The sequence below is a fragment of the Microbacterium sp. 05T445 genome (assembly GCF_056395865.1).
In genome coordinates, this window is the sequence record NZ_JBFTKJ010000001.1 from 800583 (window position 1) to 825365 (window position 24783).

The 24783-nt window shown below is 71.5% G+C and carries 29 protein-coding genes; 16 read left to right on the forward strand and 13 right to left on the reverse strand.

Annotated elements, in window-relative coordinates; all coding sequences use genetic code 11:
* Positions 1-8 precede the first annotated feature (8 nt).
* The 5 genes from AC1DDU_RS03855 to AC1DDU_RS03875 all read left to right on the forward strand — a co-directional run bounded on the left by AC1DDU_RS03855 (position 9) and on the right by AC1DDU_RS03875 (position 4285).
* Positions 9-1148: an ABC transporter substrate-binding protein gene (locus AC1DDU_RS03855; RefSeq protein WP_477431302.1), complete on the forward strand. Its 1140-nt coding sequence runs from the start codon at positions 9-11 to the stop codon at positions 1146-1148.
* The gene (locus AC1DDU_RS03860; protein ID WP_477431303.1) at positions 1145-2086 is read left to right on the forward strand and encodes an ABC transporter permease; all 942 of its coding nucleotides are present in this window, start codon (positions 1145-1147) and stop codon (positions 2084-2086) included. Before AC1DDU_RS03855 ends, AC1DDU_RS03860 begins: the two co-directional genes overlap by 4 nt.
* Positions 2083-2883 (forward strand): ABC transporter permease, encoded by an 801-nt coding sequence (locus AC1DDU_RS03865; RefSeq protein WP_477431304.1) that lies wholly within the window; start codon positions 2083-2085, stop codon positions 2881-2883. Before AC1DDU_RS03860 ends, AC1DDU_RS03865 begins: the two co-directional genes overlap by 4 nt.
* On the forward strand, positions 2880-3992 hold the full coding sequence (locus AC1DDU_RS03870; RefSeq protein ID WP_477431305.1) for an ABC transporter ATP-binding protein: 1113 nt from the start codon (positions 2880-2882) through the stop codon (positions 3990-3992). The genes AC1DDU_RS03865 and AC1DDU_RS03870 overlap by 4 nt, the downstream gene beginning before the upstream one ends.
* A gap of 110 nt (positions 3993-4102) precedes the next feature.
* On the forward strand, positions 4103-4285 hold the full coding sequence (locus AC1DDU_RS03875) for a YegP family protein (RefSeq protein WP_477431306.1): 183 nt from the start codon (positions 4103-4105) through the stop codon (positions 4283-4285).
* Positions 4286-4295: 10 nt separating this feature from the next.
* On the opposite strand, the gene AC1DDU_RS03880 is transcribed toward AC1DDU_RS03875, so the two are convergent.
* The 5 genes from AC1DDU_RS03880 to AC1DDU_RS03900 all read right to left on the reverse strand — a co-directional run bounded on the left by AC1DDU_RS03880 (position 4296) and on the right by AC1DDU_RS03900 (position 6347).
* The gene (locus AC1DDU_RS03880) at positions 4296-4547 is read right to left on the reverse strand and encodes a glutaredoxin family protein (RefSeq protein WP_477431307.1); all 252 of its coding nucleotides are present in this window, start codon (positions 4545-4547) and stop codon (positions 4296-4298) included.
* 11 nt (positions 4548-4558) lie between these two features.
* Complete coding sequence (locus AC1DDU_RS03885) at positions 4559-4852, reverse strand: rhodanese-like domain-containing protein (protein WP_477431308.1); 294 nt, start codon at positions 4850-4852, stop codon at positions 4559-4561.
* A 75-nt stretch (positions 4853-4927) separates the two neighbouring features.
* The gene (locus AC1DDU_RS03890; protein ID WP_003792170.1) at positions 4928-5026 is read right to left on the reverse strand and encodes a 30S ribosomal protein bS22; all 99 of its coding nucleotides are present in this window, start codon (positions 5024-5026) and stop codon (positions 4928-4930) included.
* Between the two features lie 83 nt (positions 5027-5109).
* A complete protein-coding gene (locus AC1DDU_RS03895) occupies positions 5110-5301 on the reverse strand; it encodes a helix-turn-helix domain-containing protein (RefSeq protein WP_477431309.1) in 192 nt (63 codons plus the stop codon).
* A 116-nt stretch (positions 5302-5417) separates the two neighbouring features.
* Positions 5418-6347: a TetR/AcrR family transcriptional regulator gene (locus AC1DDU_RS03900; protein ID WP_477431310.1), complete on the reverse strand. Its 930-nt coding sequence runs from the start codon at positions 6345-6347 to the stop codon at positions 5418-5420.
* A gap of 106 nt (positions 6348-6453) precedes the next feature.
* On the opposite strand from AC1DDU_RS03900, the gene AC1DDU_RS03905 reads away from it, so the two are divergent.
* Both AC1DDU_RS03905 and AC1DDU_RS03910 read left to right on the forward strand, forming a co-directional pair.
* A complete protein-coding gene (locus tag AC1DDU_RS03905; RefSeq protein WP_477431311.1) occupies positions 6454-7386 on the forward strand; it encodes an ATP-binding cassette domain-containing protein in 933 nt (310 codons plus the stop codon).
* A complete protein-coding gene (locus AC1DDU_RS03910; RefSeq protein ID WP_477431312.1) occupies positions 7383-8183 on the forward strand; it encodes an ABC transporter permease in 801 nt (266 codons plus the stop codon). Before AC1DDU_RS03905 ends, AC1DDU_RS03910 begins: the two co-directional genes overlap by 4 nt.
* A gap of 52 nt (positions 8184-8235) precedes the next feature.
* On the opposite strand, the gene AC1DDU_RS03915 is transcribed toward AC1DDU_RS03910, so the two are convergent.
* A complete protein-coding gene (locus AC1DDU_RS03915; RefSeq protein ID WP_477431313.1) occupies positions 8236-8643 on the reverse strand; it encodes an ArsR/SmtB family transcription factor in 408 nt (135 codons plus the stop codon).
* 96 nt (positions 8644-8739) lie between these two features.
* Here AC1DDU_RS03915 and AC1DDU_RS03920 point away from each other — a divergent pair, with 96 nt between their 5' ends.
* The 3 genes from AC1DDU_RS03920 to AC1DDU_RS03930 are packed head-to-tail and all read left to right on the forward strand — an operon-like array spanning position 8740 to position 11279.
* Positions 8740-10188: a TrkH family potassium uptake protein gene (locus AC1DDU_RS03920; RefSeq protein ID WP_477431314.1), complete on the forward strand. Its 1449-nt coding sequence runs from the start codon at positions 8740-8742 to the stop codon at positions 10186-10188.
* Positions 10189-10192: 4 nt separating this feature from the next.
* On the forward strand, positions 10193-10852 hold the full coding sequence (locus AC1DDU_RS03925; RefSeq protein WP_477431315.1) for a potassium channel family protein: 660 nt from the start codon (positions 10193-10195) through the stop codon (positions 10850-10852).
* A gap of 49 nt (positions 10853-10901) precedes the next feature.
* Positions 10902-11279, forward strand: a complete 378-nt coding sequence (locus AC1DDU_RS03930; protein WP_477431316.1) for a YybH family protein — start codon at positions 10902-10904, stop codon at positions 11277-11279.
* A 10-nt stretch (positions 11280-11289) separates the two neighbouring features.
* Here AC1DDU_RS03930 and proC read toward each other — a convergent pair whose 3' ends face one another.
* Positions 11290-12135 carry a pyrroline-5-carboxylate reductase gene (gene proC, locus AC1DDU_RS03935; protein ID WP_477431318.1) on the reverse strand — a complete coding sequence of 282 codons (846 nt, stop codon included), beginning with the start codon at positions 12133-12135 and terminating at the stop codon, positions 11290-11292.
* 82 nt (positions 12136-12217) lie between these two features.
* Here proC and AC1DDU_RS03940 point away from each other — a divergent pair, with 82 nt between their 5' ends.
* The 5 genes from AC1DDU_RS03940 to AC1DDU_RS03960 all read left to right on the forward strand — a co-directional run bounded on the left by AC1DDU_RS03940 (position 12218) and on the right by AC1DDU_RS03960 (position 16590).
* Positions 12218-12610, forward strand: coding sequence for an ArsR/SmtB family transcription factor (locus AC1DDU_RS03940; protein ID WP_477431320.1), 393 nt, complete (start codon positions 12218-12220; stop codon positions 12608-12610).
* A 1-nt stretch (position 12611) separates the two neighbouring features.
* The gene (locus tag AC1DDU_RS03945; RefSeq protein ID WP_477431322.1) at positions 12612-13286 is read left to right on the forward strand and encodes an SRPBCC domain-containing protein; all 675 of its coding nucleotides are present in this window, start codon (positions 12612-12614) and stop codon (positions 13284-13286) included.
* A gap of 142 nt (positions 13287-13428) precedes the next feature.
* A complete protein-coding gene (locus tag AC1DDU_RS03950) occupies positions 13429-14547 on the forward strand; it encodes an alpha/beta fold hydrolase (RefSeq protein WP_477431324.1) in 1119 nt (372 codons plus the stop codon).
* A gap of 82 nt (positions 14548-14629) precedes the next feature.
* A complete protein-coding gene (locus tag AC1DDU_RS03955) occupies positions 14630-15601 on the forward strand; it encodes a cation diffusion facilitator family transporter (protein ID WP_477431326.1) in 972 nt (323 codons plus the stop codon).
* A gap of 62 nt (positions 15602-15663) precedes the next feature.
* Positions 15664-16590 (forward strand): LLM class F420-dependent oxidoreductase, encoded by a 927-nt coding sequence (locus AC1DDU_RS03960; protein ID WP_477431328.1) that lies wholly within the window; start codon positions 15664-15666, stop codon positions 16588-16590.
* 12 nt (positions 16591-16602) lie between these two features.
* Here AC1DDU_RS03960 and AC1DDU_RS03965 read toward each other — a convergent pair whose 3' ends face one another.
* Positions 16603-17328, reverse strand: a complete 726-nt coding sequence (locus tag AC1DDU_RS03965; RefSeq protein ID WP_477431330.1) for a DUF2306 domain-containing protein — start codon at positions 17326-17328, stop codon at positions 16603-16605.
* An 82-nt stretch (positions 17329-17410) separates the two neighbouring features.
* A complete protein-coding gene (gene tadA / locus AC1DDU_RS03970) occupies positions 17411-17842 on the reverse strand; it encodes a tRNA adenosine(34) deaminase TadA (protein ID WP_477433414.1) in 432 nt (143 codons plus the stop codon).
* Positions 17843-17939: 97 nt separating this feature from the next.
* Here tadA and upp point away from each other — a divergent pair, with 97 nt between their 5' ends.
* Positions 17940-18572 (forward strand): uracil phosphoribosyltransferase, encoded by a 633-nt coding sequence (upp, locus tag AC1DDU_RS03975; RefSeq protein ID WP_477431332.1) that lies wholly within the window; start codon positions 17940-17942, stop codon positions 18570-18572.
* An 89-nt stretch (positions 18573-18661) separates the two neighbouring features.
* Here upp and AC1DDU_RS03980 read toward each other — a convergent pair whose 3' ends face one another.
* The 4 genes from AC1DDU_RS03980 to AC1DDU_RS03995 form a co-directional block, all read right to left on the reverse strand.
* Entirely contained in the window at positions 18662-19957 is a 1296-nt protein-coding gene (locus tag AC1DDU_RS03980; RefSeq protein WP_477431334.1) for a type III PLP-dependent enzyme, read from the reverse strand.
* Positions 19954-20505 (reverse strand): hypothetical protein, encoded by a 552-nt coding sequence (locus AC1DDU_RS03985; RefSeq protein WP_477431336.1) that lies wholly within the window; start codon positions 20503-20505, stop codon positions 19954-19956. The genes AC1DDU_RS03980 and AC1DDU_RS03985 overlap by 4 nt, the downstream gene beginning before the upstream one ends.
* A gap of 200 nt (positions 20506-20705) precedes the next feature.
* Complete coding sequence (locus AC1DDU_RS03990; RefSeq protein WP_477431338.1) at positions 20706-21026, reverse strand: DUF3467 domain-containing protein; 321 nt, start codon at positions 21024-21026, stop codon at positions 20706-20708.
* Between the two features lie 95 nt (positions 21027-21121).
* On the reverse strand, positions 21122-24727 hold the full coding sequence (locus AC1DDU_RS03995; RefSeq protein WP_477431340.1) for a TM0106 family RecB-like putative nuclease: 3606 nt from the start codon (positions 24725-24727) through the stop codon (positions 21122-21124).
* Positions 24728-24783 lie beyond the last annotated feature (56 nt).

Genomic DNA, 24783 nt, shown 5'->3' on the forward strand with positions numbered 1-24783 from the left:
GAATGCACATGTCCCGCACCACATCGCGCCTGCTGATGGGCGCCGCGGCGGCCGCCGTCGCCGCGCTCGCACTCACCGGCTGCGCCGGCTCCGGCACCCCGACCGCCGAGGGCACCGACCGCGCCTCGGTCGACGCGGCGACCGCGTCGAGCCTCGCCGACTTCGGCTCGCTGAAGGACCTGGAGGCCGCTGCCGAGGCCGAGGGCCAGCTCAACGTCATCGCGCTGCCGCGCGACTGGGCGAACTACGGCGAGATCCTCGACCTGTTCGCCGAGCGCTACCCCGAGATCACGATCAACGAGCAGTCGCCCGACGTCTCGTCGGCCGAGGAGATCCAGGCCGCCGAGACGAACGCGGGCCTGGACACCGCGCCCGACGTGTTCGACATCGGCCTGACGGTCGCCCTGCAGAACACCGACGCGTTCGCCGCCTACAAGGTGGCGACGTGGGACGACATCCCCGAGGCCCTCAAGGAGCCCACCGGCCTGTTCGTCGGCGACTACGGCGGGTACATGTCTGTCGGCTACGACTCGGCGCGCTTCGACGCCCCGAAGGCCCTCGACGACCTGCTGGGCGAGACGTACAAGGGCGCCGTCGCGATCAACGGCGACCCGACGCAGGCAGGCGCGGCCTTCGCCGCGGTGGGTCTGGCCACCGTCCAGTCCGACGGCACGCTCGATGACTTCCAGCCGGGCATCGACTTCTTCTCGGAGCTCAACAAGGCCGGCAACATGCTCAAGCTCGACGTCACCAGCGCCACGGTCGCCAGCGGCGAGACGCCGGTGGTCTTCGACTGGGACTACCTGAACGCCGCGCACCAGGCCGACCTGCCGACGTGGAAGACCGTCGTCTTCCCGGGCGTCGGATACGCCGGCTACTACAACCAGGCGATCAACAAGGATGCCCCGCACCCGGCCGCCGCGCGCCTGTGGCAGGAGTTCCTGTACAGCGACGACGTGCAGAACCTGTGGCTCAAGGGCGGCGCCCGCCCGGTGCGCATGGAGGCCATGGTCTCCGCCGGCACGATCGATGAGAAGCTCGCGGACGCGCTCCCGACCGCTCCCGAGGAGACGGTCGTCCCCACGGAGGAGCAGTCGGCCGACGCCGGCAAGCTCCTCGGCGAAGAGTGGGCCGCAGCGGTCCAGTGACCATCGCCCACACTCTCACCGGTCCCGATCAGGACCGTGTGAACGACCCCGCCGCACCGGAGCCATCCGCTCCGGTGCGGCGGGGCCGCGCGGTCGCCGACTGGTCGTGGCTGGGTCTGGCCCCCTTCGCGGCGTACGTGCTGCTGTTCCTCGCCCTGCCCACGCTGATCGCGGTGGCGTCGGGGCTGTTCGACGGTGACGGGGCTCCGACCCTCGACAACCTCGCGGCGCTCGGCGATCCGGTGATCCTCGCGACGTTCGCCAACTCGGCGTGGGTGTCCGCCCTCACTGCCGTGATCGGCGCGATCGTGGGAGCCCTCGTCTGCTACGCGATGCTGGGCCTTCCCGAGACCGGGGTCGTCCGCACGACGGTGGATGCCGCATCCGGCGTCCTCGCGCAGTTCGGCGGCGTCATGCTCGCCTTCACGATGATCGCCGCCATCGGGACGCAGGGCGTGGTCACGGGATTCCTGCGCGACGTGCTCGGGATCGACATCTTCGCCGGCGGTGCGTGGATCTACGCCCTGGCCGGCCTCATCCCGGCGTACCTCGTCTTCCAGATCCCCCTCATGATCCTCACCTTCATGCCGGCGCTCGCGGCGCTGCGACCCGCGTGGGTCGAGGCGCACCTCACCCTCGGCGGGACCCGTGCCGGCTTCTGGTGGCACGTCGGCTTCCCGGTGCTCGCGCCGTCGTTCCTGGCGAGCCTGCTGCTGCTGTTCGCCAACGCGTTCTCCTCGTACGCGACCGCGGCGGCCCTCGCCAGCCAGGGATCGCAGATCGTGCCGCTCCAGATCCGTACGGCGCTGACGAGCGAGACGCTCCTGGGCCGTGAGAATCTGGCCGGCGCGCTCGCCCTCGGCATGATCGTCGTCGTCGCGGTCGTCATGTGGGGGTACTCGCTCATCCAGCGTCGCGCCGCGAGGTGGCAGGCATGAACCGGCTCGCCCCCTCCCCCGCCGTCCGGTGGATCATCGGCATCCTGGTCGGCCTGGTCTTCGCCGTCCCCTTCGTCGCGACGTTCCTGTTCACCCTGTCTTCCCCCGGCGGCGGCGCGTACACCTTCGACCGCTGGCTAGCGCTGTTCGACCCGGCCAACGCGGCGCGCTACGCGCCGATCTGGACCGGCCTGGCGAACTCGCTCCTCCTCGCCGGCGTCACGGTCCTGATCGTGCTGTTCCTGTTCACGCCGACGATGGTGCTGGTGGCGCTGCGGTTCCCGAAGCTGCGTCGCGGGTTCGAGTTCCTGGCACTGCTGCCGATCACGATCCCGGCCATCGTGCTGGTGGTCGGCCTCGCTCCCATCTACCTGCAGATCGGCCGCACGCTCGGCACCGGTGCGTGGACGCTGGCGTTCGCCTACGGCATCCTCGTGCTGCCGTTCACCTACCGCTCGATCCAGGCCTCGATCGACGCGATCGACGTCAAGACGCTGTCCGAGGCCGCGCGCACGCTCGGCGCGGGGTGGATGACCGTGCTGGTGCGCGTGATCGCGCCGAACCTGCGGCAGGGCCTGCTGGCGGCATCCCTTATCTCGGTGGCCGTCGTGCTCGGCGAGTTCACCATCGCGTCGCTGCTGAACCGCCAGGTTCTGCAGACCGGGCTCGTCGTGATCAACCGGCAGGACGCCTATGCCGCGGCGATCTTCACCCTGCTGGCGCTGGCGTTCGCCTTCGTGCTGCTGCTCATCATCGGTCGCGCCGGCCGCGCCGGCTCCGGAAGGACCCCCTCATGACCACCGCCGACACCCCGCCGCGCACGCTTCCGGCGACCTCCGACAATCTGCTGCTGGCCGACGCCGGCGAGGGCACGCGCGTGGAGTTCCGCGGCGTCGTGAAGGAGTACGGCGCCACGCGCGTGCTGCACGGCGTCGACCTCGACATCGCCCCCGGCGAGTTCGTCTCGCTGCTCGGCCCGTCCGGCTGCGGCAAGACCACCGCGCTGCGCGTGCTCGCCGGGCTCGAGAAGGCGACCTCGGGCGAGGTCCGGCTGGGCGGCGCCGACGTCTCGGGCGTGCCGACCAACAAGCGCGACATCGGCATGGTGTTCCAGTCGTACTCGCTGTTCCCTCACCTGCGCGTGGCCGACAACACCGCCTTCGGCCTGCGCCGGCGCGGAACGGGGAAGAAGGATGCCGCCGCCCGCGCCGCCGACGCGCTCGAACTGGTCGGGCTCGGGCACCTCGCCGACCGCTTCCCGCACCAGCTGTCGGGCGGTCAGCAGCAGCGCGTGGCGCTCGCCCGCGCGCTCGTGACCGAACCCCGCGTGCTGCTGCTGGACGAGCCGCTGTCGGCACTGGACGCCAAGGTACGCGTGCAGCTGCGCGACGAGATCCGCCGGATCCAGCTGCGGCTGGGCATCACGACGGTGTTCGTCACCCACGATCAGGAGGAGGCGCTCGCGGTGTCCGACCGGATCGCCGTCATGAACGCCGGGCGCATCGAGCAGATCGGCACGCCCGAGGAGCTCTACCTGCATCCGGCGACGCCCGGCGTCGCGGCGTTCATCGGCGTCTCGAGCATCGTGCCCGGCGTGGTCGACGGTGACGCGGTCACCGTGTGGGGCGCGCGCCTGCCGCTTCAGTCGCCCCACGCCGCCGGCACGGTCGAGGTGTTCCTCCGGCCCGAGAACGTGCGTCTGGTCGGCGCGGAGGCGCCCGGTGTCGATGCCGTCGTGCAGGAGAGCACGTTCCTCGGCGGGTTTCGCCGCACGCTCGTTCGCACGGCCGACGGGTCGCTGCTGCGCGTCCAGCACGCGGCCACCGACCGCGTGGAGTACGACGAGCGCGTGCGCATCGCGCTGTCGGCCGAGCCGGTCGCTGTGCGTCCGCGCGAGGACCGCTGACCGGACGGACGGCCCTTCCGCTGCGGGCCCCGCGCCCGATAGCGTGAGCGCGACGCGAGACGTCGAATGCGCGGCAGCAGCCGGCATCCACACCGATCGAGGGGGTTCCGATGGCGGGCAAGTTCGAACTGTGGACCGACAAGGGCGGCGACTGGCGCTTCAACCTGCTGGCCGGCAACGGCCAGGTGATCGCGACCAGTCAGGGCTACTCGTCGAAGGCGAGCGCCCTCAACGGCATCGAATCGGTCAAGACGAACGCGCCCGGCGCGGAGGTGGTCGAGATCGAGAAGTGACTCCGGTCCGTCAGCGCGCGGCGCCTAGCGCCGCGCGCAGGCGGTCGGGCGAGACGCGCCAGTGGCCGTGCAGCTCGCCGTCGATGAGCACCACCGGGATCTTCTCCCACCACTGCGCGTAGAGCGCCGGGTCGTCGGCGATCGAGAGCTCCTCGACGTCGACGGCGTCCTCGGGCAGCTCGGAAACGACGGTCTCCACGACCTCGCGCGCGACGTCGCACAGGTGGCAGTCGGGCTTGCCGATGAGGGTGAGCGTCGTCATCCGCGCGGCCGTCACGCCTCGACGGGGTAGCCGGCGGCGATCCACTCGTTCGTGCCGCCGTCGACGTTCGTCACGTCGTACCCGCGCGCCTCGAGGGCCTCGACCACGCGCCCGGAGCGGCCGCCGACCGCGCAGATCACGTCGAACGCGCCGTCGGGCAGCTCGTCCAGGCGGCCGCCGATGCCCGACATCGGGATGTTGATCGCCCCGGGCACATGCCCGCCGGCGAACTCGTCGACCTCGCGGACGTCGATCAGCGGGACGTCGGTGCGCTCGCGCAGCTCCTGCACGGTGATGGACTTCATGACAGCCTCTCGGAGACGCGGATCCGTCATACACGAAGCGCCCGTCCGAAGACAGGCGCTTGGTGCGGATGCCGCTTACTTCTTGTTGCGGCGCTGGTGGCGAGTCTTGCGAAGCAGCTTGCGGTGCTTCTTCTTCGCCATGCGCTTGCGGCGCTTCTTGATGACAGAACCCACGGAAAACCTCACTATGTCGGGGTCTGGGCGCGGCGTGTGCGGCGCCCGGGAACGGGCAGATACGGAAAATGCCTCAGAACAGTCTAGCCGACGTCGGCGATCGGCCGTTGCAGGGCCTCTGTGACGGCGGACTCGGGAACGCGGTAGCTACGACCGAAGCGCACCGCAGGCAGCTCTCCGGAGTGCACGAGGCGGTACACCGTCATCTTCGACACGCGCATGAGATCAGCGACTTCCGCGACCGTCAAGAATCGCACATCGGACAACTCGGCCATATGGACATCCCCTTCCCCAGAAGTGATGGACACACTCTAAGCGGCGTGCGACCCATGTGTAAACACGGGGCGCGTGTGAACCCCTGTGACTCGTGTTGCGTACGTCGTCCGTCCGGTCAGCCGGCGCGTTCGCGGGCGCGCCGCTCGCGCGCGTCGCGCGCGACCTGCCGCTCGACCTTGCGGGCGTCGCGCAGCACCTTCTCGGCGGCGCGCACGGCCTTGCGGGCCTCGCGCACCTTCTTGTCGTCGGCGATGTCGGCGTCGTCGGGGACGACCCAGGGCTGCCGCTTCTCCCGCGTGCCGTCCGCCTCGGCCGCGGCGATGTAGTCGGCGACGCCGTCGAGCCCGCGGGCGAGCGCGAACGAGAACGGATCGGACTCGTCCAGGAACGCGCCGGCGTCGATCGCCTCGCGCAGATCGGGGAAGGCGTCGGCGCTGATGAGCGCGCGGAACACGGCATCCTCGTTGCGGGTGATCTCCTGCTCGTCGATGCCTCGCTCCCGCTGCACCTGCGCGTATCCGGCGAGGATGGTCCCCGCCCAGTGCGCCGTGCCCGTGACCAGGAGCATCACCGCCAGGCGCTCCTCGTAGGTCAGCGCGGTGCCGGCGAGCGCGCTGAGTCCGGCATCCATCCACGCGGCGCTGTTGGGGGTCGCGGGCACGCCCGAGATCGGGATGTCGAGCACCCACGGGTGCGCGAGGTAGTTCTGCAGCTGCTCGCGGTACAGCGCCTCGAGGCGCTCCCGCCAGTCGCCCGCGGCACGCGCCGCGTCGGAGGGCGCTCCGGTCGCCTCCTCCTGCATCAACAGGATGAGGTCCTCCTTGGCGTTGACGTAGCGGTACAGCGACATCGGCGTGAAGCCGAGGCGCGAGGCGACGGCGGCCATCGAGACGGCGGTCAGGCCCTCGGCATCCGCGATCTCCATCGCCGCCTCGACGATGCGCTCGACGCTCATCTCGCGCTTGGGACCGCGCTGCGGATTGGCGGCGACGCCCCAGGCGAGGGCGATGCCTCGTGGAAGCTCGGGCTCGGCAGCATCCGTCATGTCGTCAGTCTAGGACTGTTTACTGCGTAAACAGTGTGTTACCGTCATAAACAGTTACTGGCATACACAGTTTCGCTCGTACACAGTTCACCGGAAGGATGCCGCGATGATCCCCACACCTACTCCGCGCGTGGGCCCAGCACCAGCCATCGACGTCCGCGGGCTCGGCAAGAGCTTCGGGCGCACCCCCGTCCTCGACGGACTCGACCTCGCCGTGCATCGCGGCGAGATCTTCGCACTGCTCGGCGCGAACGGCGCCGGCAAGACCACGACCATCTCGATCCTCACGACGCTGCTGCGCCCCGACTCCGGCACCGCGTCGGTCGCGGGCTTCGACGTGACGTCGCAGACCGAGGCCGTCCGCCAGCGCATCGCGCTGACCGGCCAGTCCGCGGCCGTCGACGACATGCTCACCGGCGTCGAGAACCTCGTGATGCTCGGCCGGCTCTCGGGCCTGTCCACCCGGGCCGCGAAGCTGCGGGCCGCGGAGCTCTTGGAGCGCTTCGCGCTGATGGATGCCGCGACCCGCCGCGTCAGCACCTACTCCGGCGGCATGCGGCGGCGGCTCGATCTCGCGCTGAGCTTCGTCGTCGTTCCTGAGGTGCTGTTCCTCGACGAGCCGACCACCGGCGTCGACCCCCGCAGCCGTCGCGACCTGTGGGAGGTGATCCGCTCCCTCTCGGACGCCGGCACGACGGTCTTCCTCACCACGCAGTACCTGGAGGAGGCCGACCAGCTCGCCGACCGCATCGCGGTGCTCGACGCGGGGCGCGTCGTCGCGACCGGCACACCGGCGGAGCTGAAGTCCCTCGTGGGCACCGACACCGTCGTGCTCACCAGGCCCGACGGCGAGATCGTGCGCGAACTCACCACCGACGGGTCGTTCGAGGGCCTGCGGGCGGCGCTGGACGAGCTCAGCGCCGACGAGGCGCCCGGTGTCGAGGTGATGCTGCGGCGTCCCACCCTCGACGACGTCTTCCTCTCCCTCACGGGCACGTCCGCCGCGAGCGCGCCCACGACCGCCAAGGAGCTCGCATGACCGCCATCACCGCCACCGCCATCGCGCCGCGTCCCCGGCTGCGGGGATTCACCGCCGAGTCGGTGTTCGTCGGCCGCAGCCTCACGCAGTCCCTGCGCGACGGCGAATCGCTCAGCATGTCGATCCTGCTGCCGGTGATGCTGATGCTGCTGTTCACGTTCGTGTTCGGCGGCGCGATCGAACCCGGCGGCGCTTACGTCGACTACGTCGTACCGGGCATCATCCTGCTGTGCGCCGGCTTCGGCGCCGCGACGACGGCCACCTACGTGGCCCGCGACATGTCCAGCGGCATCATCGACCGGTTCCGCACGATGCCGCTGCGCAGCGGCGCGGTGCTCACCGGTCATGTCGTCGCGAGCCTCGCCCGCAATCTCGTGGCGACCGCGGTCGTCATCGGCGTCGGACTCCTCGTCGGGTTCCGGCCGCACGCCGACCTCGCCGCCTGGATCGGCGCGGGCGCGATCATCGCGCTGTACATCCTCGCGATCACGTACCTGTTCGCCTCGATCGGACTGGCCGCCGGCAGCCCCGAGGCGGCGTCGGGCTACGGGTTCATCATCCTGTTCGTCCCGTACCTGTCCAGCGCGTTCGTGCCGGTCGAGACCATGCCCGAATGGCTGCAGTGGGTCGCCGACAACCAGCCGATCACGCCGATCATCGAGACGATCCGCGGGCTGCTGATGGGCACGGACCTCGGCACCGAGCCGCTGTGGGCCATCGGGTGGTGCGTGCTCATCCTCGCCGTCTCGGCGGTATGGGGTGCGTGGCTGTTCGGCCGCAAGGGCGGGCGCCGCTGACGCGGAGAGGGGAGGGATGCCGCGGGTCGCGGCATCCCTCCCCTCTGTCGTGTCAGCGTCCGGGGAGGCGCTTGAAGGCGTTCTCGAGGGCGTGCTTGGCCGAGGCCGCGGCCCGGCCGACGACCTCGGCGGCGTGCGCGGCGGTATCGGGCAGCGACACCGCGGCGGTGTCGGCGTCCGGTCCCGCGCCGTCGAGGAAGGGCACGAGCCAGTCGTCGACCTCGTCGAGGGGCTCGGCGGACAGGCTGTAGTAGCGGTGCTGGCCCTCTTCGCGCACCGACACCAGGTGCGCGTCGCGGAGCACCTTCAGGTGCTTCGACACGGTGGGCTGGCTGGCGCCGAGTTCGGTGACGATGTGCGACACGCTGGTGCCGCGCTCTCCGGCGGATGATCGATCGAGCAGCAGTCGCAGGATGTCGCGACGCGTTCCGTCCGCGATCACGTCGAAGATGTCCGCCATGTGCTCAGATTAGTCGGGAGCCCTGCCGAGTACCATGAGCACGATCGCCCCCGACCGACGACGGGTTCGGCATTCGCGTCCCAGGAAGGATCCCGCATGACGGATGGCAGGCGTGTCGCCCCCGTCGCCGGGATGAGCCGCCTGCGCCGTATCGGCCATGCGTTCATGGAGTTCTTCCGCGATCTGACGCAGCGCTCCCCCGCCCGGTTCGCGATCATCATCTTCCTGTCGTTGATCCTGGTGTTCACGATCCTGTTCTCGCTGCCGGTGGCCGCGGCCGACGGTCAGGTCACGCCGTTCGCGGACGCCTTCTTCACCGCCGTGTCGACGATCTGCGTCACGGGACTGGCCACGGTCGACATGGCCACGCACTGGTCGCCGTTCGGCCACGTGCTGGTGTTCATCGGCGTGCAGATCGGTGCCCTCGGCGTGCTCACGCTGGCCTCGATCCTCGGGCTCGTGATCTCGCGGCGACTGGGGCTGCGCGCCAAGCTCATCGCCGCGAGCGACTCCAACCCGCTGCGCACGCACGGCGGCCCGGTCAACGAGGGTCAGACGGTGCAGCTCGGCCAGATCGGCAGCCTGCTGCTCACGGTCGCGCTGTCGACCCTCGCGATCGAGGCCATCATCGCGGTGCTGCTGTTCCCCGGTCTGCTCGTGGCGGGCGTCCCGTGGACCACCGCTCTGTGGGAGGCCCCCTTCTACGCGGCCATGGCGTTCACGAACACCGGGTTCACGCCCAACGCCGACGGTCTCGCGCCGTTCCGGCACGACTACTTCTTCCTCACCGCGCTCATGGCTGGCGTCTTCCTGGGCTCCATCGGCTTCCCGGTGATCTACACGCTGCGCCGAGAGCTGTGGCACGTGCGGCGGTGGTCGCTGCACGCGAAGCTCACCATCATCACCACGGTCTCGCTGTTCTTCCTCGGCGGCGTGGTCTTCCTCGTGCTCGAGTACGACAACCTGCTGACCCTCGGCACGAACGACGCCTGGGACACCACGTTCCAGGCGTTCTTCCTCTCGGCGATGACGAGATCCGGCGGCTTCGCGATCCTCGACATCGGCGAGCTCAACCAGTCGAGCCTGCTCGTCGCGTGCATGCTGATGTTCGTCGGCGGCGGCTCGGCCTCCACGGCGGGCGGCATCAAGGTCACCACATTGGCCGTGATCGCGCTGGCGGTGATCTCGGAGGCGAAGGGCCGCACCTCCAACCAGGTGTTCGGCCGCCGCATCCCGAGCGACGTGCTGCGGGTGGCGCTGTCCGTCGTCGCGTGGGGATCGACCATCGTCGCCATCTCGACGATCATCATCACGCAGATCACGAAGGCCGATCTCGGCGATGTGCTCTTCGACGTCATCTCGGGCTTCGCCACCGTCGGGCTGTCGACGGGGCTGACCGCGGACCTGCCCGATCCCGCCGTCTACGTGCTGGCCCTCACGATCGTCATGGGTCGCGTTGGTACAGTGACTCTCGCCGCGGCGGTGGCCGCGTCATCCCGTTCGCAGCTGTACTCGCTGCCGGTGGAAAGGCCGATCGTTGGTTGAGCGGATGAGGGGCGATGCGCCCGTTCTCGTGATCGGACTCGGGCGCTTCGGCGCCGCGTGCGCGGGAGAGCTCGACAGGCTCGACCGTGAGGTGCTCGCGATCGACGAGAGCCTCGATCTCGTGCAGAAATGGTCGGAGCGCGTCACGCACACCGTGCAGGCCGACGCCCGCAACATCGAGGCGCTGAAGCAGATCGGCGCCCAGGACTTCTCGGTGGCCGTGGTCGCGGTGGGCTCGTCGATCGAGGCATCCGTCCTCATCACGGCCAACCTCGTCGACCTCAAGGTGCCGCAGATCTGGGCGAAGGCGGTGTCGCAGTCGCACGGCAAGATCCTGGCGCGCGTCGGAGCGAACCACGTGATCTACCCCGAGCGCGAGGCCGGCGAGCGCGTCGCGCACCTCGTGAGCGGACGGATGCTGGACTTCATCCGGTTCGACGACGACTTCGCGCTGGCCAAGCTCTACCCGCCGAAGTTCATCCGCGGCGTCGGGCTCAACGAGTCGGGCGTGCGCACCAAGTACAACGTGACGGTCGTCGGCGTGAAGAGCCCGGGCAAGCCGTTCCGCTACGCCGAGGCGAACACCGTCGTCACCAACCACGACCTCATCATCGTGTCGGGCACGAACTCCGACATCGAGCGGTTCGCGTCGCTGGAGCGCTGAGCACCCGCGACCGCCTGCGGATGTCGGCGCCGGGCGGCAGACTGACCGCATGAGCGATCGAGAGAGCATCGTCGCGGATGCCGAGCGCTGGCTCGACGGCTACCGCCGGGCGTGGGCATCCAACGACGCCGACGACATCCGCGCCGTCTTCACCGAGGACGCCGTGTACCGCTACGAGCCCTGGTCCGAGCCGCTGCGCGATCAAGACGCCATCGTGGCGTCGTGGCTGGCGCGCAAGGACGACCCGGGCACCTGGACGTTCGAGGGCCGCGTGATCGGCGTGGACGGCCGGTTCGCGTTCATCCAGGGCGAGACCCGGTACGCCTCCGGCACCGACTACGCCAACCTGTGGGTGGTGTCGCTCGCCCCGGACGGGCGCGCGGACTCGTTCACCGAGTGGTGGATGGACCGCTCGAAAGCGAGCTGACGCGCCGCGCTCACGCGCCGGCGGCGAGCTCCTTCGCACGCGCGAGGGCCGCGTCGGTCGCCGCGGCGAAGACGTCGTCGAGCCTGGCCTCCTGCAGCACCGCGACGGCGCGCTCCGTCGTGCCCTTGGGGCTCGTGACCCGTCGGCGCAGCTCGGCGGGGTCGTCTGCGGATGCCTCCAGCAGCGCGGCCGCACCGATGAACGTCTGCTCGGCCATGAGCCGGGCCTCGGGCTCGGCGAACCCCTTGCCGATGGCGGCCTTGGTGAACTCCTCGACCAGCAGGAAGAAGTAGGCGGGACCGGAGCCCGAGATCGTCGACAGGGCGTCGATCTGCGACTCGGGCACCTCGACCACGGTGCCGACGGTCTCGAAGAGCCGGCGCACGGTCGCCACGGCCTCGGCGTCGGCACGCGAGCCCGCCGCGAGACCGGTGACACCGCGCCCCACCAGGGCGGGCGTGTTCGGCATGGAGCGCAGCACCGCGACGCCCTCGCCGAGGATTGACTCGAACGTCTCGATCGTCACGCCCGCGGCGAGGCTGACGACGACCGTGCCCGGCCGCAGCGCCGGTGCGATCTCGCGCAGCAGGTCGGGCACCATGGCCGGCTTCACGCCCACCAGCACGACGCCCGCCGCGGCGGCGGCATCCGTGTTCCCGCCGGGGCTCGCCTCGAGGGCCACACTCGTGACGCCGGCGAGCCCGTCGAGCTCGGCCGCCTTCGCGAGCGACCGATTGGTGGTCGTCACTCCACCCGCGGCCAGGCCCGAGCGCGAGAGGCCGCGCGCGATCGCGCCGCCCATCGAGCCGGCGCCGAGGATCGCGATGGGCGGGAGGGCGGAGGTGTCTGCAGCCATGGCGTCATCCTACGAGCGCGTCTCGGCGCCGGACTCCTCAATCATCCTTGACTTATATAAGTCAACGCGCAATCATGGAGGCGTGCACGCACTCGACATCCTCGGCGACCCGGTCCGGCGCCGCATCCTCGAACTCCTCGCGGAGGGCGAGCGCAGCGCCGGCGAGATCGGCGAGGACGTCCAGCGCGCGTTCGGCATCTCGCAGCCCGCGGTCTCGCAGCACCTGCGCGTGCTGCGCGAGTCGGGGTTCACGACCGTGCGCCCCGAAGGCGTCCGGCGGCTCTACGCGATCGCCCCCCAGCCGCTGGAGGACGCGGCGGCATGGTTCGACCCGTTCCGCCGGTTCTGGCAGCCGCACCTCGACGCGCTCGGCACCGAGCTCGCCCGCGGACGCCGCGAACGGCGCCTGGCCGCCGAACGGGGCGAGGATGCCGACCCCGAAGAATCCGACCCCACCGAACCCCAGGAGGACTGACATGGTCGACGTATCCGCCCAGCTCGACGCGGTCACGCGCGAGATCCAGAACGAGGACATCGACGGCTTCCCGTCTCGCGTGCAGACGCTGGCGCAGACGTATCCGTCGCCGATCGACGACGTGTGGGACGCCGTCACCCGCGCCGAGCGCATCGCGCGCTGGTTCCAGCCCGTCTCCGGCGAACTCGCCCTCGGCGGCCGCTACCAGGTCGAGGGGAACGCCGGCGGGCAGATCCAGGAATGCGCGCCGCCCGCGAACGGGTCGGCGCACTACAAGGCGACCTGGGAGTTCGGCGGCGGGGTGACCTGGCTCACCGTGAGGCTGACGGCGGAGGGCGCCGATGCGACCCGCTTCGAGCTCGAGCACGTCGCCCACGCGGACGAGGTGCCGTCGGAGTTCTGGGACACCTACGGCCCCGGCGCCACCGGGGTCGGCTGGGACGGCGGGCTGCTCGGCCTCGCCCTGCACCTGGCCGGAGGCGACGGCCCGACACCCGCCGAGGCCGAGGCCTGGGCGTTCACCGACGAGGGCAGGGCGTTCTACCGCGGCGCGGCGGACGCGTGGGGAGCCGCGCATGCCGCCGACGGCGCGGATGCCGCCTCCGCCGCGCGCGCCGCCGACAACACCTACGCGTTCTACACCGGACAGCCCGCCGCGGGCGGCGGCGACGCCTGACAGCGGCCCACCGACGCGGCGCGGGTCATCGCCGCGCCGGGGACCCCTGGAACATGAAAGCTGGTTCACAAAGCGGGCGCGCCGGTCTATTCTCGGAGTACGGGGGCGCAGGGGCTCCCGCAGGACGTGGGAGGCACCCGACATGACCCTCTTCGACGGCATCGCAGCGCGCAGCGTCGAGACGCCCGATCTGACCGTCAACGTGCTGGAGCGCACCGCCGACGATCCGGCCACCCCGCCTGAGCGCACGGTGGTCTTCATCCACGGGAACGTCTCGTCGTCGCTGTTCTGGCAGGAGATCATGCAGGATCTCCCGCACGACCTGCGGGTGCTCGCGATCGACCTGCGCGGGTTCGGCGACACCGAGCACGCACCGATCGACGCCACCCGCGGCGTGCGGGACTTCAGCGACGACGTGCGCGCGACGCTCGCCGCGCTCGGCATCCCGACCGCCCACCTCGTGGGGTGGTCGATGGGCGGCGGCGTCGTGATGCAGTACGCGCTCGACCACCCGACGCTGAGCCTCACCCTGCAGTCGCCCGTGTCGCCGTACGGATTCGGCGGCACGCGCCGCGACGGCTCGCGACTCACCGACGACGACGCCGGCTGCGGCGGCGGGGGCGCCAACCCCGACTTCGTGCAGCGCCTGATCGACCACGACACGACCGACGAGGCCCCGACCTCACCGCGCAGCGTCTTCCGCTCGGGCTACGTCTCCTCCGGGTACGAGACCGAGGCCGAGGTCGAGGACGTGTGGGTCGAGTCGATGCTCACGACGTCGACGGCCACCGGCAACTACCCCGGCGATGCCGTGACGAGCGAGAACTGGCCCGGGTTCGGCGCCGGCGACATCGGCGTGCTCAACACGATGGCCCCGAAGCACTTCGATGTGTCGGGCATCGTCGACCTTCCCCTGAAGCCCCCGATCCTGTGGATCCACGGCACCGCAGACGCGATCGTGTCGGACGCGTCGTTCTACGACTTCAACAACCTCGGCAAGCTGGGTATCGTCCCCGGGTGGCCCGGCGACGAGGTCGCCCCGGCGCAGGAGATGGTGTCGCAGACCCGTGACGTGCTGGGCCGCTACGCCGACGCGGGCGGGGAGGTCGCCGAGGTGAGCCTCGAAGGCGTCGGCCACTCGCCGCACCTCGAGCGTCCCGCCGAGTTCCGTCACGCGCTGCTCGAGGTGATCGGGTACGTGGGGCACCCGCACAACCCGGCTCCTCCGACCGAGGCGATCATCCTGCGCTCGTCGGACTGAGCGCCTCCGCGCGGTTACGAGGCGCCGCCGCGGCACTCGTGCGGAGCGAGGAACGAGACGAAGCATCCGTAGACTCGTCGGCATGAGTGCTTCCGGTGGCGGCAAGGCGATCCTCGCGGCGTTCCTGGCGAACATGGGCATCGCCCTGGCGAAGTTCATCGCGTGGTTCCTGTCGGGCTCGGCCTCGATGCTCGCCGAGGCGATCCACTCGGTCGCCGACTCCGGCAACCAGCTGCTCCTCATGCTCGGCGGCCGCAAGGCGAAGAAGGCCGCGGACCGCGAGCACCCCTTCGGCTACGGCCGCGAGCGGTACGTCTACGCGTTCGTCGTCTCGATCATCCTGTTCTCGGTCGGCGGCCTGTTCGCCATCTACGAGGGCGTCGAGAAGCTCACCCACCCGCACGGCCTCGACGAGAAGTGGTGGTGGCTGCCGATCGTGGTGCTCGTCGTCGCCATCGGCCTGGAGTCGTTCTCGCTGCGCACCGCCGTCGGCGAGAGCAACCACGTGCGCGGCAAGGGCCAGTCGTGGGTGTCGTTCGTGCGTCACGCGAAGGCCCCCGAGCTCCCCGTCGTGCTGCTCGAGGACGTCGGCGCGCTCATCGGCCTCGTGTTCGCACTGTTCGGCGTCGGGCTCACCGTCATCACCGGCAACCCGGTCTTCGACGCGCTGGGCACGCTGATGATCGGCACGCTGCTGATCCTCATCGCGATCGTGCTCGGCATCGAGACCAAGAGCCTGCTGGTCGGCGAAGGCGCGACGGATGCCGATCACGAGCGCATCGTCGACGCCATCGAGAGCGGGCCCGAGGTCGAGAAGCTCATCCACATCAAGACGCTCTACCTCGGCCCGGACGAGCTGCTGGTGGCCGCGAAGCTCGGCTTCGCCTCGGACGCGCCGCTTGCCCACATCGCCGGCGACATCGACCGCGTCGAGGCGCGCATCCGCGCGGCGGTGCCGGCGGCGCGCATCATCTACCTCGAGCCCGACATCTACCGCCCGGGCGATGACCCGACGCCTCCGACGTCGGAGTTCGTCATCAAGTCCGCCGACTGAACCCGCACCGCAGCGGCCACGCGCCGCCGACCGGGTCCGACCTCGATCACCGGAGATCCGCCGTGGAGTACTGCGTCTTCACCGAGCCCCACCTCGGTGCCACCTATGCCGACCAGCTCGCCTACGCCCAGGCCGCGGAGCGGCTCGGCTTCACCGGGTACTTCCGCTCCGACCACTACCTGAGCGGCATGGGCGACGGACTGCCCGGCCCCACCGACGCCTGGACGACGCTGGCCGGGCTCGCCCGCGAGACCTCCCGCATCCGGCTCGGCACGCTCGTCTCGCCGGTCACCTTCCGCCACCCCGGGATCCTCGCGATCCAGGTCGCGCAGATCGACCAGATGTCGGGCGGGCGCATCGAGCTGGGCCTCGGCGCCGGCTGGTTCGAACGGGAGCACCGGGCCTTCGGCATCCCGTTCCCCGCCAAGCGGTTCGACCTGCTGGAGGAGCAGCTCGAGATCGTGACGGGCCTGTGGGCGACCCCCGCGGGCGAGACGTACTCGTTCGACGGCCGCAACTACCGGCTCGTCGAGGCGCCCGCCCTGGCCAAGCCGGTGCAGCGGCCGCTGCCCGTCGTGATCGGCGGCGGCGGTCCGCGGCGCACGCCCGACCTCGTCGCGCGATTCGGCCGCGAGTACAACATCGGGTTCCCCGAGGACCACGAGATCCAGGAGCGCATCGACAACCTGCACGCCGCATGCGAGCGGATCGGTCGGGATCCCGGCACCGTGCGGCTGTCGATCGCGATGTCGACCTTCGCCGGGCGCGACGACGCGGAAGTCGCGCGCCGGGCCGCGCGCATCGGCAAGACCCTCGAGGACGTGCGCGACGGCGTCAACATCGTCGGCGACGCCGACGAGATCGGCCGGCGGATCGAGTTCTACCGCTCGTTCGGTGTCGAGCGGGTGTACTTCCAGCTCCTGGATCAGCAGGACCCCGACCATGTCGAGTTCCTCGGTGCCGAGGTGCTGCCCCACCTCCCCCGCTGATCGGGCGGCGGCTCACACCGGCAGCCGGTACGAGGGCAGCCCGCGGCGTCGGATGAGCCACTCGGCGAACACGAGGTTGGGCAGCCAGCACAGGAACGGCACGGCCGCGTAGGCGTTCGCGAACGCCGCGTCGAACTCCCACGGCCGCCCGAGCGCGAGCGGTGCCAGCAGCAGCAGCGGCAGCCAGATCCGGAGTGTGACGGCCGCGTAGGTGAGGGCAAAGTTGCGGATCATCCACGCCCGGTGGCTCGGCACGTCATGGTGCCGGATCGCCCGGTACGCGCGCCACGCGGTGACGAACCACAGCACGGCGAGCGCACCGAACCCGAAGAAGCCGACGTAGCCGGCGGGGCTCGACGGCGCGATGATGAGGCCCGCCACCGCTCCGACGGCGACGGCGACGAGGTACACGCGACCCGTCCAGCGGTGCACGCGCGGCGCCCGGGTGCGCAGGCCGCGCCAGAACTGCAGCGGCCCGGTGACGAGCGCGACGGCGCCGCCCGCGATGTGGACGTACAGGGCTCCCTGCACGAACGGAGCGACCGCGGCGTAGGTCGGCGCCAGGCCGACGCCCCGCCCCGCGAGGTCCTGCAGCGAAGCCGTGAAATACGGCACGGCGGCGAAGGCGACGATGCCGATCGCCGTCAGCAGCACGAACAGCCACCCGATGCGGGAGCGGATGCCGCCGGGCCGCGCGACGGCCGGCGCGCTGCGGACGGGTTCGATGAGGCGGGTCACGTCCGTCACGCTAGGCCTGCGTCCGCAGCCTCGGCAGGGTGCAGACCCCCGGTTGCCCGGTGTGCGGACCCCCGCTTCCGCGTCAGCGCCGCGCGTCGAAGAACGCGCGCAGGAGAGCGGATGCCTCGACCTCGAGCACGCCGGCCACGACCTCGGCGCGGTAGGGCAGACGGCGGTCGCGCACCACGTCGTAGACCGACCCGGCGGCGCCCGCCTTGTCGTCCCACGCGCCGAACACGAGCCGCGAGATGCGCGACTGGAGCACCGCGCCCGCGCACATCACGCACGGCTCGAGGGTGACCACGAGCGTGCACCCTTCGAGGTTCCACGATCCCACGGCGGCCGCCGCTGCGCGCAGCGCCACGATCTCGGCGTGCGCGGTGGGATCGTGCTCGAGCTCGCGGAGGTTGCGGCCTTCGCCGATCACCCGGCCCGCGGCATCCGTCACCACCGCCCCCACCGGCACGTCGCCGGACTCCCCCGCCGCTGCCGCGAGGGCGAGCGCGCGTCGCATCGCGGCGAGGTCGGCGGGAGGCACGTTCACACGACGAGGGTAGCCGCCCTGCGAACTCGCCACGGGCGCGCGGCCCCCGACGCACTACCCTGGGCGTATGCGCCTGCACGTCGCCGACCACCCCCTCATCACCCACAAGCTCACGGTGCTGCGCGACCAGCGCACGCCGTCGCCGGTGTTCCGCCAGCTGACCGAAGAGCTCGTGACGCTCCTCGCGTACGAGGCGACCCGCAACGTCCGCGTGGCCCCGATCGAGATCCAGACCCCCGTCACCACGACGATGGGCGTCCGCATCGACGAGCCGCGCCCCCTGGTCGTGCCGATCCTGCGCGCCGGCCTCGGCATGCTCGAGGGCATGGTCAAGCTCATCCCGACCGCCGAGGTCGGCTTCCTCGGCATGGTCCGCGACCACGAGACGCTCGAGCCCTCGACGTACGCGGAGCGCCTGCCCGACGACCTGAGCGACCGCCAGTGCTTCGTCCTGGACCCCATGCTCGCCACGGGCGGCTCGCTCGGAGCCGCGATCGAGTTCCTCTTCAACCGCGGCGCGCAGGACGTCACCGCGATCTGCATCCTCGGAGCGCCCGAGGGCGTCGCCGCGATCGAGAAGCAGGTGGCCGGGCGCGACGTGACCCTCGTGCTGGGCGCGCTGGACGAGCGGCTCAACGAGAAGGGCTACATCGTTCCCGGGCTCGGCGACGCCGGCGACCGCCTCTACGGCACCGTCTGAATCCCGCAGCCGCGGCGCCCGCCGAGTCCGGACACCGCGGTACCGGTCCCCTTCGGGCGACAGGCACCCCGCGGCTGACGCCGCTTCCGTCACACGATCGGCAGGCGGTAGGGCTCTGCGGCCGGCGCGACCCGTCGCGTCGCGGGACCGCGACCGACGACGGCGACCGGGGTGAACGGACGCCCGTTGAACCGCGACGCCGTGACCGTCGTGTACGCACCCATCGTGGGGCTCACCAGGAGGTCCCCCACCCGCAGGTCGGGGAGCAGCACCTCGCGGGCGATCACGTCCGATGAGTCGCACGTCGGACCGGCGAGCGTCGCCCAGCGGTGGCCCGCACCGCCGGTGTTCCGCTCGTGCGCTGCCGACGAGGCATCCGCTCCCCGGGGGTCGCGTTCGGCGAACACCAGCGGGTGCACGTCTTCGGTGAGCACGTTCGAGTACGAGCCGTAGAGGCCGTCATCGAGGTAGTACCAGCGGCCGTCGTCGCGCTCGGCGATGCCCACGACGCTCGTGACGAGGGTCATCGCGTCGGCGACCATGATCCGTCCCGGCTCCGCGATGATGTCGAGCCGGCGCACGTGCGGGGCGAGCACGCGCCGCAGTGCCGCACCGACGTCGTCGACCGCCGCCGTCTCGGTGTCGTACGAGGCCGGGAAGCCGCCCCCGATGTCGAGGGTGTCGAACTGCACGTTGAGCCGCCGCTCGAGGATGCCCATGAGCTCGAGGGTGTTTGCCGCGGCGGAGGCGAACCGCGGCGGATCGTCGAGCTGGCTGCCCACGTGGTAGCTGAACCCGGCGACGCGCACCCCTGCCGCGAGCGCCCGCTCTACGAGGTGCGCGGCCTCGAACGGCCCGACGCCGAACTTGCTCGACAGGTCGCTGCCGGCGTGCGGGCTGCGATACGAGAGCCGCACGAGCAGCCGCGTGTCGGCCGGCGCTCCGAGGAACTTGTCGATCTCGGTCTCGTTGTCGACCACGAACGTGCGCACGCCCGCCGCCAGCGCCTCGGCGATCTCGGCGGGCTTCTTCACGGGGTGGGTGTGGATGATCCGCGACGGATCGACGCCGCGGCGCGTCAGCATCGCCAGCTCCTGTCCGCTCGCGACGTCGAAACCGCACCCGGCGTCGTCGAGGACTTCGAGCACCGTCTCGTGCGCGAGCGCCTTCATCGCGTAGTGGAAGCCGACGAACGGCAGGGCGCGCTGCAGGCGGCGATACTGCCGCTCGACGATCCGCGGGTCCAGCAGCAGCAGCGGGGTGCCGTGCAGCGCGAGCGCCGCGCGCGCGGCGTCGGTCGCCAGCAGAGCGGATGCCTCGGCCCGCCGTCGCTGCGCAAACCGCTGCGTCGTGCGGGGCTCGCGGCGCAGGGTGCCCAGGTTCACGGGGTCACCGCCCGGGGCTTCGGCGCGCGACGCGGCCCGCGCAGGCCGGTCTTCGCGGTGATCGTGAAGGCGCCGGCGGCGACCGCGTAGAACACGATGTCGGCGGCGACCTTGCCCGCGAGCATCCCCCAGACCGGGTCGGGGACCAGCCACACGCCCAGCATCAGCGCCGCGGGGCGCACGACCAGCGTGTCGAGCAGCTCGGCCGTGCCGAACTCGGCGACCAGCAGCACGAGAGTGCGCCCGACGGCGCGGCGTCGCGACGGCGTCACGCGCGCCTGCTCGACGTAGATCACGAAGGCCAGCACCAGGTAGAAGCCGACGATCTCGGCGATCAGCGCCACCACCGCGATGAGCGCCGGCACGTCGGTCCACACCGCGGCGACCATCCCCGCCGCCACCATCGCGGCGGTGCCGGACACCTCGGCGGGCAGGTACCGGACGATCCAGAACACCGGTCCGCGACGCGGAGCGACGGCATCCGCCGCCTCGCCCTCGGCCGCCGTCACCGGCCTCGCCGCCGTCAGCGGCCCGTCGTCCCTGGTCATGGCGTCCCCCTCCGTGTGACAGAGGCGGGACGCTGCGGGGTGATACCGCGGCGGCGCGGTGCGGCACCCGCCCCTCGCCGAACGGATGCCGCGCCACGCGCCCCGAAGGACGCATGGTCAACGGTATGCGGCGCACCCTCCACCCCCAACGGGGTTGACAGCGCGCCCGGCCGCACCTACGGCGGGCGGCGCGCGGGCGTTCAGTCGCCGAGCGACGGCTCCTGCGGAGGGCGGCGGCCGGTCTCGCGCTCCCAGAACTCCAGCTGCTGGGTGAGGGCCTTCGCCAGCTCGAACACCTGGTCCGGTGGGATCCGGATGCGGCTCACCACGCGCGCCGGCACCACGGTGTGCCGCTGCCCCGTCTCGGCATCGACCTGCTCGCGCGGCGGCTGAGCCAAGGTCAGGAAGTCCATCACGAACACGGTCGGCGTGTGCCACACGTTCGCGAAGTCGGCGTAGTTGCCGCCGATGAGCTCGGGCGGGAGGTCGATCTCGAACTGCTGCGGTGCGTCGTCGGCCATGCGTGCTCCTGTTCGGGCGGGCGTGTGCCGCGGATCACCGGTGCAGGACGCCGGTGGTCGTCGCGGGGCGGCGTGTGCGCGAGTCTACGCGGCGGTCACCCGCGACCGACGAGTCGCGCGAAACCGCTGAGCCGGGCGACGCCCTCCGGCGTGTATGGCAGGTCGTCGAGCAGGCCCGGCGAGTACACCAGGTACGCGGTGTGCATCGCGCGCGAGATCGCCACGTTCAGCCGGTTGCGCAGCAGCAGGAACTCGAGCCCGCGGGGCGCGTCGCGCCCGCTCGAGGCGGCGAGCGAGACGATCGCCACTGCCGCCTCCTTGCCCTGGAACTTGTCGACCGTGCCGACGGGCACGTCGGGGAACCCGGCCGCGGCGAGCGCGGCCTCCACCGCGACCTGCTGTGCGTTGTACGGCGTGACGACGATGAGGTCGCGCTGCTCGAGGGGCCGCGTCGGCAGCGCCGTCGACGATCCGTCGGCGTCGTCCGTGGCGGCATCCGTCCACTCCCGGCCGACGAGGTCGGCGACGAGACGCGCGACCTCGTCGGCCTCTTCGAGCGACTGCGTGGCGTTGCCGTGGTGGCGCAGTGCGATCGGCACGAGACCGGCGGGGATGCCGTCGATCCGGCGCAGCGCCGTCGACGGGTGCGCGGCGAGCTCGCCGCGGTACGAGAGCGTCGAGACCGGTGCGGCGACCTCGGGCCGCATGCGGCGGGTCTCGGCGAGGAAGTAGCCGTACTCGGCGGGGATGACGTCGGCGCCGTCCATGACCCACCCCAGCGCCGACGTGTCGACGGGCGCCGGATGGGTGCCCTGGCTCACCTGGGGCAGCTGCTGCGGGTCTCCGAGCAGCAGCAGCCGGGGCGCGGCGAGCGAGACGGCGATGGTGGACGCGAGCGAGAACTGCCCCGCCTCGTCGACGACCAGCAGGTCGAGGCCGCCCCGCGGGATGCGGCCCTGGTGGCTGAAGTCCCAGGCAGTGCCGCCGACGACGTAGCCGGATGCCTCCTGCTCGGCCGTGAACGCCGCCACCCCGTTCTTGGGGATCACGGTGAACGCATGCGGCGCGTCCGGGTCCTTCGGGGCCTTCGCCACCTGCACCGCCGGCACACCCGCCGCGATGACGCGGTCGAGGAGGTGCTCGATGGTGGCGTGGCCCTGCGCCACGACGCCGACCTTGTAGCCGTGGTCGCGCACGAGCCGGGCGATCACGTGCGACCCGACGTAGGTCTTGCCGGTGCCCGGAGGACCCTGCACCGCGAGGTAGCTGCGGTCGAGGTCGCGCACCGCGCGGGCGATGGCGTCGACGGTGTCTTCCCCTGCGGCCGGGAGCGAGCCCGTGAGCGTACGCGGCGGCCGCCGGCACAGGATGTCGGTGGCCGGGTCGGCCGGAAGCTCGGGCGCCGCAGCGATGACGGCATCCGCCCACGCGTCGATGGCCGCCTGCTGGTTGCCGGCGGCGGGCGGCGCCGATGGCGTCAACGCGAGCGGCAGCTCGCTCCACGTCACGCCGTCGACCGCGGTCTCTTCGATCACGGCACCGTCGTCGAGCACCTCGACGACGGTGACGGACCGGGCCGAGTGGATCCAGCGGGGCGACGCGTCGTACGGGTACGGCGCGGGAAGCTCGTACAGCGCGAACGGCGACGTGCCCTCGCTCAGCCGGGTGCCCGGCGCGAGGTCGCCGCGCAGCTCGACGATGCGACGCTCGCCGCCCCTGCCGCTCTCGAGGAAGTGCCAGTCCTCGCGCACGCGGCTGCGCGCGGGATCGATCGCCACGACGTCGCGCGTCTCGTCCCACAGCGAGACGGGTTCGCGCAGCCGCAGGAAGTGCGTCGCCCAGAACGACTTCGCCTCGCGCGGGTAGTAGTCGATGGCGGCGGCGCCCAGGCGCAGCGAGCGCCCGGCGACGGAGTCGGCCGGGTGATCGAGCGCCAGTGCGTCCAGGACCGTGGCCCGCGCCGACGGCTCGTAGGCGCGCTCGTCGGGCTCGGGGTTCGGCGAGGGCACGAGGGCCGCCTCGCGGGCGCGGTCGACCAGCCAGTCCCGCAGGCGCCGGGTCGAGACGCAGTCGTAGCGGTTGTAGTCGGCGAGGTCGTCGAGGACGACGGATGCCTCCGCCTCGGCGCCGTCGGCCTGCAGCGCGCGCGCCTCGACGTACCGGACGATCGAGTCGTCGCCCTTCTGCACGTCGCTGGTGCGCACCTCGTCGCCCATGTACAGCGGCTCGAGCTTCTTGATCGAGTACGACCGCGAGCCCACCCGCAGCGCCCTGCGCACGATCGGGTACAGGTCGACGAACACGCCGTCGCGCAGCAGCCGGTCGACGTCGGCCTCGCGGACGCCGTGGCGTGCGGCCATGGCGAGCAGGTGCGTCGGCTCGTAGGGCGCGTAGTGGTAGATGTGCATGCCGGGGAACTGCTGCCGGCGCATGTTCACGATGTCGAGGAACGTCTCGAGCGCCCGCTTCTCGTCGGCGAACGAGTGCGCCCACAGCGCCGTGTACTGCTCGCGGGTGTCGACCCAGCCGAACAGGTAGTCGATGCCCCACTGCGTGGGCTCGCCCGGCGCGGGCGGCTCGGTGTGCAGCGGGTCGCCCTCGAAGTCGAAGAACAGGTCACCGTGGTCGGGCCGCGGCAGCGCGCCCAGCGCCGTCGGCGCCACCACCTCGAACACCGGGACCGGCGGGGCCTCGAGCACCGCGGCCATCGTCGTCTGCGCGACGACGGCGCCGTCGCCGGTGATCGCGGACTCGACGACCGCCACCTCGTGCGGCTTCGGCGCGATCAGCGGCGGCGTGCCCGCCGGGCTCTCGAGCTGCAGGCGCGCCTGCGTGCGCAGCGAGGCGAAGACGTCGGGGTTCATGCCCGCCGGCCCGCTCGCCGCCGCGGCGAGCTGCTCGATCGTCTCGACGCCCGCGGCCCGCAGCCGCTCGCGCTGCACCGGACGCATGCCGGCCACGAGCAGCAGATCGCGGGATGCCACCACCTCGGCGTCGCACGTCGCGCAGCGCCCGCACGCGACGACGCCGAGGTCGCCGCGCTCGTCGCCCCACGCGATCGGCTCGCCCGACGCACCGAGGTCGAGGCGGCGGTCGGCGATGAGCGCCGCGAGACGTTCGCGGCGCAGCCCGAACACCGGCAGCAGGTCGTCGACCTCGTGCTCGCTGACGCTGCCGTCGCCGAGCAGCAGCTGCACCCGGTCGGAGCGCGGCACGCCCAGACGGTCGAGCTGGGCGACGTAGGCGGCCAGCTGCATGAGCGCGGTGACCCGGGCATGGCGCGCCAGCTTGGTGTCCTGCACGAGCCAGCGGCCGGCGGCGTCGCGCACCAGGAAGTCGGCGAAGCCGACGAAGGACTCGGTCGCGAACGCCGCCTGATAGACCACCTCGGCGTCCGAGGCGAGGGCCGCGTTCGTCAGGGCGACCGCCTCGGCGAGGGCCGCGGCATCCGACGATCGGGTCTCGGGGATCACGGCGACCCGGTCGCCGTAGCGTGCGACGTAGTCGTCGAGCACACGGCGCTCGTGCACGGTGCCCAGGCGCCCGGCGCGCTCGAGGGTGAGGTCTTCTGGCTCTTCGACCGGGGCGATGCGGCCGAGCCGCGCATCGATCGCGCGCAACCACGCGAACTCGCACTCCGCCGCGGTCTTGAGATCGCTCGCGCTCCAGACGATCCGGCCTTCGTCCTCGATGTATCGCATTCCCCGCCCTTCTCCTCCCCACGCCCGCTGCGCGCATCGCTTCGCGCTGCGCGGTT

What these genes read in the sequence shown, in the direction of transcription:
- AC1DDU_RS03915 (WP_477431313.1), bottom strand. Translation starts at nt 8,643, where the DNA reads ATGGCGGACATCTTCGACGTGATCGCGGACGGAACGCGTCGCGACATC.
- AC1DDU_RS03905 (WP_477431311.1), top strand. Translation starts at nt 6,454, where the DNA reads ATGATCCCCACACCTACTCCGCGCGTGGGCCCAGCACCAGCCATCGAC.
- AC1DDU_RS03950 (WP_477431324.1), top strand. Translation starts at nt 13,429, where the DNA reads ATGACCCTCTTCGACGGCATCGCAGCGCGCAGCGTCGAGACGCCCGAT.
- tadA (WP_477433414.1), bottom strand. Translation starts at nt 17,842, where the DNA reads ATGCGACGCGCGCTCGCCCTCGCGGCAGCGGCGGGGGAGTCCGGCGAC.
- AC1DDU_RS03870 (WP_477431305.1), top strand. Translation starts at nt 2,880, where the DNA reads ATGACCACCGCCGACACCCCGCCGCGCACGCTTCCGGCGACCTCCGAC.
- AC1DDU_RS03995 (WP_477431340.1), bottom strand. Translation starts at nt 24,727, where the DNA reads ATGCGATACATCGAGGACGAAGGCCGGATCGTCTGGAGCGCGAGCGAT.
- AC1DDU_RS03895 (WP_477431309.1), bottom strand. Translation starts at nt 5,301, where the DNA reads ATGGCCGAGTTGTCCGATGTGCGATTCTTGACGGTCGCGGAAGTCGCT.
- upp (WP_477431332.1), top strand. Translation starts at nt 17,940, where the DNA reads ATGCGCCTGCACGTCGCCGACCACCCCCTCATCACCCACAAGCTCACG.
- AC1DDU_RS03925 (WP_477431315.1), top strand. Translation starts at nt 10,193, where the DNA reads ATGAGGGGCGATGCGCCCGTTCTCGTGATCGGACTCGGGCGCTTCGGC.
- AC1DDU_RS03955 (WP_477431326.1), top strand. Translation starts at nt 14,630, where the DNA reads ATGAGTGCTTCCGGTGGCGGCAAGGCGATCCTCGCGGCGTTCCTGGCG.
- AC1DDU_RS03920 (WP_477431314.1), top strand. Translation starts at nt 8,740, where the DNA reads ATGACGGATGGCAGGCGTGTCGCCCCCGTCGCCGGGATGAGCCGCCTG.
- AC1DDU_RS03885 (WP_477431308.1), bottom strand. Translation starts at nt 4,852, where the DNA reads ATGAAGTCCATCACCGTGCAGGAGCTGCGCGAGCGCACCGACGTCCCG.
- AC1DDU_RS03945 (WP_477431322.1), top strand. Translation starts at nt 12,612, where the DNA reads ATGGTCGACGTATCCGCCCAGCTCGACGCGGTCACGCGCGAGATCCAG.
- AC1DDU_RS03880 (WP_477431307.1), bottom strand. Translation starts at nt 4,547, where the DNA reads ATGACGACGCTCACCCTCATCGGCAAGCCCGACTGCCACCTGTGCGAC.
- AC1DDU_RS03900 (WP_477431310.1), bottom strand. Translation starts at nt 6,347, where the DNA reads ATGACGGATGCTGCCGAGCCCGAGCTTCCACGAGGCATCGCCCTCGCC.
- proC (WP_477431318.1), bottom strand. Translation starts at nt 12,135, where the DNA reads ATGGCTGCAGACACCTCCGCCCTCCCGCCCATCGCGATCCTCGGCGCC.
- AC1DDU_RS03875 (WP_477431306.1), top strand. Translation starts at nt 4,103, where the DNA reads ATGGCGGGCAAGTTCGAACTGTGGACCGACAAGGGCGGCGACTGGCGC.
- AC1DDU_RS03855 (WP_477431302.1), top strand. Translation starts at nt 9, where the DNA reads ATGTCCCGCACCACATCGCGCCTGCTGATGGGCGCCGCGGCGGCCGCC.
- AC1DDU_RS03985 (WP_477431336.1), bottom strand. Translation starts at nt 20,505, where the DNA reads ATGACCAGGGACGACGGGCCGCTGACGGCGGCGAGGCCGGTGACGGCG.
- AC1DDU_RS03930 (WP_477431316.1), top strand. Translation starts at nt 10,902, where the DNA reads ATGAGCGATCGAGAGAGCATCGTCGCGGATGCCGAGCGCTGGCTCGAC.
- AC1DDU_RS03910 (WP_477431312.1), top strand. Translation starts at nt 7,383, where the DNA reads ATGACCGCCATCACCGCCACCGCCATCGCGCCGCGTCCCCGGCTGCGG.
- AC1DDU_RS03990 (WP_477431338.1), bottom strand. Translation starts at nt 21,026, where the DNA reads ATGGCCGACGACGCACCGCAGCAGTTCGAGATCGACCTCCCGCCCGAG.
- AC1DDU_RS03865 (WP_477431304.1), top strand. Translation starts at nt 2,083, where the DNA reads ATGAACCGGCTCGCCCCCTCCCCCGCCGTCCGGTGGATCATCGGCATC.